This is a genomic window from uncultured Megasphaera sp. (assembly GCF_958350005.1).
GTDB lineage: Bacteria > Bacillota > Negativicutes > Veillonellales > Megasphaeraceae > Megasphaera.
The window spans coordinates 1-3,533 of the sequence record NZ_CATWFF010000204.1 but is presented as its reverse complement, the minus strand read 5'-3'; the positions used below and the strand labels follow the sequence as shown (position 1 = coordinate 3,533).

2 protein-coding genes are annotated in these 3,533 nt (G+C 44.7%); both read left to right on the top strand.

What is annotated here, in order from left to right; all coding sequences use genetic code 11:
• Positions 1-39: 39 nt before the first annotated feature.
• A complete protein-coding gene (locus Q3886_RS09515; protein ID WP_301861209.1) occupies positions 40-2,424 on the top strand; it encodes a formate C-acetyltransferase/glycerol dehydratase family glycyl radical enzyme in 2,385 nt (794 codons plus the stop codon).
• 88 nt (positions 2,425-2,512) lie between these two features.
• On the top strand, positions 2,513-3,427 hold the full coding sequence (locus Q3886_RS09510; RefSeq protein WP_301861208.1) for a glycyl-radical enzyme activating protein: 915 nt from the start codon (positions 2,513-2,515) through the stop codon (positions 3,425-3,427).
• The last annotated feature ends 106 nt before the right edge of the window (positions 3,428-3,533 follow it).

Below are 3,533 nucleotides of genomic sequence, written 5' to 3'. Positions count from 1 at the left end.
AGATATGAATGGATTATCGTTTTATAGGAGGGATGCAGAATGGAACAGCAATTTTATCAAATGACTGATCGGGTAGCCATGTTAAAGAAGATGCAGGCGGACCATAAGCCCAGTGTTAGTGCAGAACGGGCCAAGTTAGCGACGGAAGCGATTCAGAAATATGCGTTTGAGCCGCCGGTACTGCAGAAAGCGTATATGTTGGATCATATTCTGAAAAATATGACGATTTTTATTCAAAAGGGAGAACTAATTGTTGGTAATCAAGCAGATAAGCCGCGCAGCTGTCCTGTATTTCCCGAATATACATCGGAGTGGATCCTTCAGGAACTGGACGACTTTACAACTCGTAAAAGCGATCCGATGGAAATGAGCGATGAAGATCGGAACATACTGTTGGAAGTACTTCCCCAATGGAAAGGAAAAAGCTTTGATGCTATCGTCAGTGAAGCCTTGCCGGAATCTGTTAAATATGCAGAATCATGTGGGATAATGACAGTTGGCAACCGCGATTGCGGCACGGGTCATGTACTGCCTAACTATTACGATTTGCTGCGTCATGGTCTGTTGTATTATAAAGAACAGTGTCAAAAACAGATTGACAGGACTGTCGTTGATAGTCAGGAAAAGCAGAAAAAAGTGGATTTCTGGAAAGCCTGCTGCATTGATATTGATGCTGCTGGGGCGTATGCAGCTCGATACGCAAACTTAGCATATGAGCTGGCTGAACAGGAAACGAATGCGGTGCGAAAACAGGAATTGCGTGACATTGCGGAAGCCTGCCGTCAGGTACCGCTCCGTCCGGCCCGGAACTTCCAGGAAGCGGTACAGTTTGTCTGGTTTATTCATGTCATTATGAATATTGAAAATAATGGCCACGGTGAATCATTCCACCGATTCGATCAATATACGAATGATTTTTATGAAGCTGATTTGGCTGCTGGACGGATTACGGAAGATAAAGCTATTGAAATTCTGGAATGCTTTTTCATCAAAGTAACTGACATTATGAAACTTCGGGATAAATTTTACAGTCAGTCCTTTGCCGGCTATCCGTTGTGGCAGAATATCATCATCGGCGGGCAAACAGCTGATGGAAAAGATGCTACGAATGCCGTGTCGTTTCTGATGCTGAAAGCTAATCAGGCTGTGCAGACAGCGATGCCTACCATGTCTGTGCGCTGGTTTCCCGGCTTAAATCGAGAACTGATTCAGGAAGGAATCCGAATGATTCAGGCTGGCATGTCTACGCCGGCATTTTTCAATGATGAACTGGTCGTACCCATGGTGCAGGAAAAAACTGGATGTACGTTGGCCGAAGCGCGTAACTGGGGTATTCATGGCTGTGTGCAGCCTGGCGTCGCCGGTGCTTCTGACGGACGGCCGACTGTCGGATATGTTAATCATCTGAAGGCCTTGGAATTGGTCATGCATAATGGTGTTGACCCTGTGACAGGAAAACAACTTGGTCCTAAAACGGGAGATCTGGAGTCTCTGGATACGCTGGAAAAACTGCAGGCGGCCTTATATACGCAAATTGACTACTTTATGGATCTTATGATACGGGGATTTAATATTGTTGGCGCATTGCATGCTGAACGAATGCCGGTTGCCTTTACGTCACTGTTGGTAAACGACTGCATTACCAAAGGTAAATCTCTGCAGCAGGGCGGATCTCGGTATTATGAATCCGGCGCGTTCTGTGTTGCCGTTGGCAATACTGCCGATGCAGTAGCGGCCATTGATACTTTGGTGAATCAAAAACACAGTTTGTCTGTTTCGGAATTGATGGAAGCTATTCACTGCAACTTCAAGGGTAAAGAAGATGTACGACAAATGTTGTTGAAAAAAGCTCCAAAATATGGCAATGATAATGCCTATGTAGATGCTATTGCTGCAGATATTGTTCGTCATTATGCTAAAAGTCTGGAAAAATATCGCGATTCTCGGGGCGGGCATTTTGTGGAAGTTGTAGAATCCCAGTCTATGAACGTATCACAGGGCAAATGTGTTTTGGCCTCTGCAGACGGCCGCTTTGCTTACGATGCAGTTAATGATAATTGTTCCCCTGCTATGGGCCGGGATGTCAGCGGACCGACGGCATGCATCAATTCCGTAGCACATTTGGATCAGAAAAATGCCAAAGATGGCTGCCTGTATAATATTCGATTTGATCCACGCAGTATTCAAGGAGAAAAAGGACGGGCTGTTTTGGAAACGATTATTCGAACGTATTTCAAACATATGGGTGAACACATTCAGGTTAATGTTGTTGACGATAAAACGCTGCGAGATGCTCAGATACATCCGGAAAATTACCGTAATCTTCTGGTACGGGTAGCGGGATATCTGGCATATTTTGTAGAACTGGACAGTGATGTACAGGAAGCTCTGATTGGTCGTACAGCACATCGCCCCGATTTTTAATACGGAATTGAAAAGGGTACGCATCAGCGCGCCGCTTCGTCTATATAAGGCGCAGCGGCGCGCTGTCTTTAGATGGGAGGAAGTTGACATGCAGACATATATTGGTGGAATACAGCGGTTTTCTACGGAAGATGGGCCGGGAATTCGGACGACTGTATTTTTTAAAGGCTGTCCCTTGCGGTGCCAATGGTGTCATAATCCGGAACTATTAGATCCGGGATTTGGCCTGTTGTATCGGGAAAAAGAATGCATTCATTGCGGACGCTGTATTGCATCTTGTCCAGTTGGCGCCTTATCTGCCGGTGCTGACGGAATCGTTCAGATACAACGGTCACACTGTCAAGGCTGTGGTATGTGCATAGAAGCGTGTTGTACTGGGGCACTGTTTACGAAGTCCAAACAGTTTACCATAGAAGAACTGCTGAAGGAATTGGCTAAAGACAAGGACTATTATGCATTATCGGGCGGCGGTATTACCTTAAGCGGTGGTGAAATACTCTCTCATGGAAAGATGGCCCGGGAAGTAGCTCAGGCTGTTACAGACGCAGGATATACATTAGCTATTGAAACAAGCGGGTTTGGTAACTATGATGACTTAGCCGCCCTGGCTGCATATTGTGACTGGATTCTGTTTGATATGAAAATTATGGATCGAGAGCTCCATAAACAGTATATCGGTGTATATCCTGATGTGATTCGGGAGAACCTGGAACTGCTTTGTCAGATACCGGGGATGAAGGAGAAGATTATCATTCGTGTTCCCCTTATTGGAGAGGTAAATGATACGATCGAAAATGCTGAGTTACTTCGTAAGTATATTCAGACGTTAGGCTTGAAAACGGTTCATCTGCTTCCCTATCATAATATGGGAATCAGCAAAGCCAGAGAAGCCGGTCTGCAGCAGCATCAATTCACTACGCCGTCTGATGAACGATTAGCGGCCATTCGCACGGCTATACAACATGGTGGCGTGAATGTTATCGTAATGGGGCGTGAGGAATAAAATTATTAAAAAACGTACAGGCATTATGAAGAACCGTATCTTCCAGAAAAATGGAAAATAATATATCCTTAAATTAAATAAAAATGGAATTATAAATAAAATAATA

What these genes read in the sequence shown, in the direction of transcription:
- Q3886_RS09515 (WP_301861209.1), top strand. Translation starts at nt 40, where the DNA reads ATGGAACAGCAATTTTATCAAATGACTGATCGGGTAGCCATGTTAAAG.
- Q3886_RS09510 (WP_301861208.1), top strand. Translation starts at nt 2,513, where the DNA reads ATGCAGACATATATTGGTGGAATACAGCGGTTTTCTACGGAAGATGGG.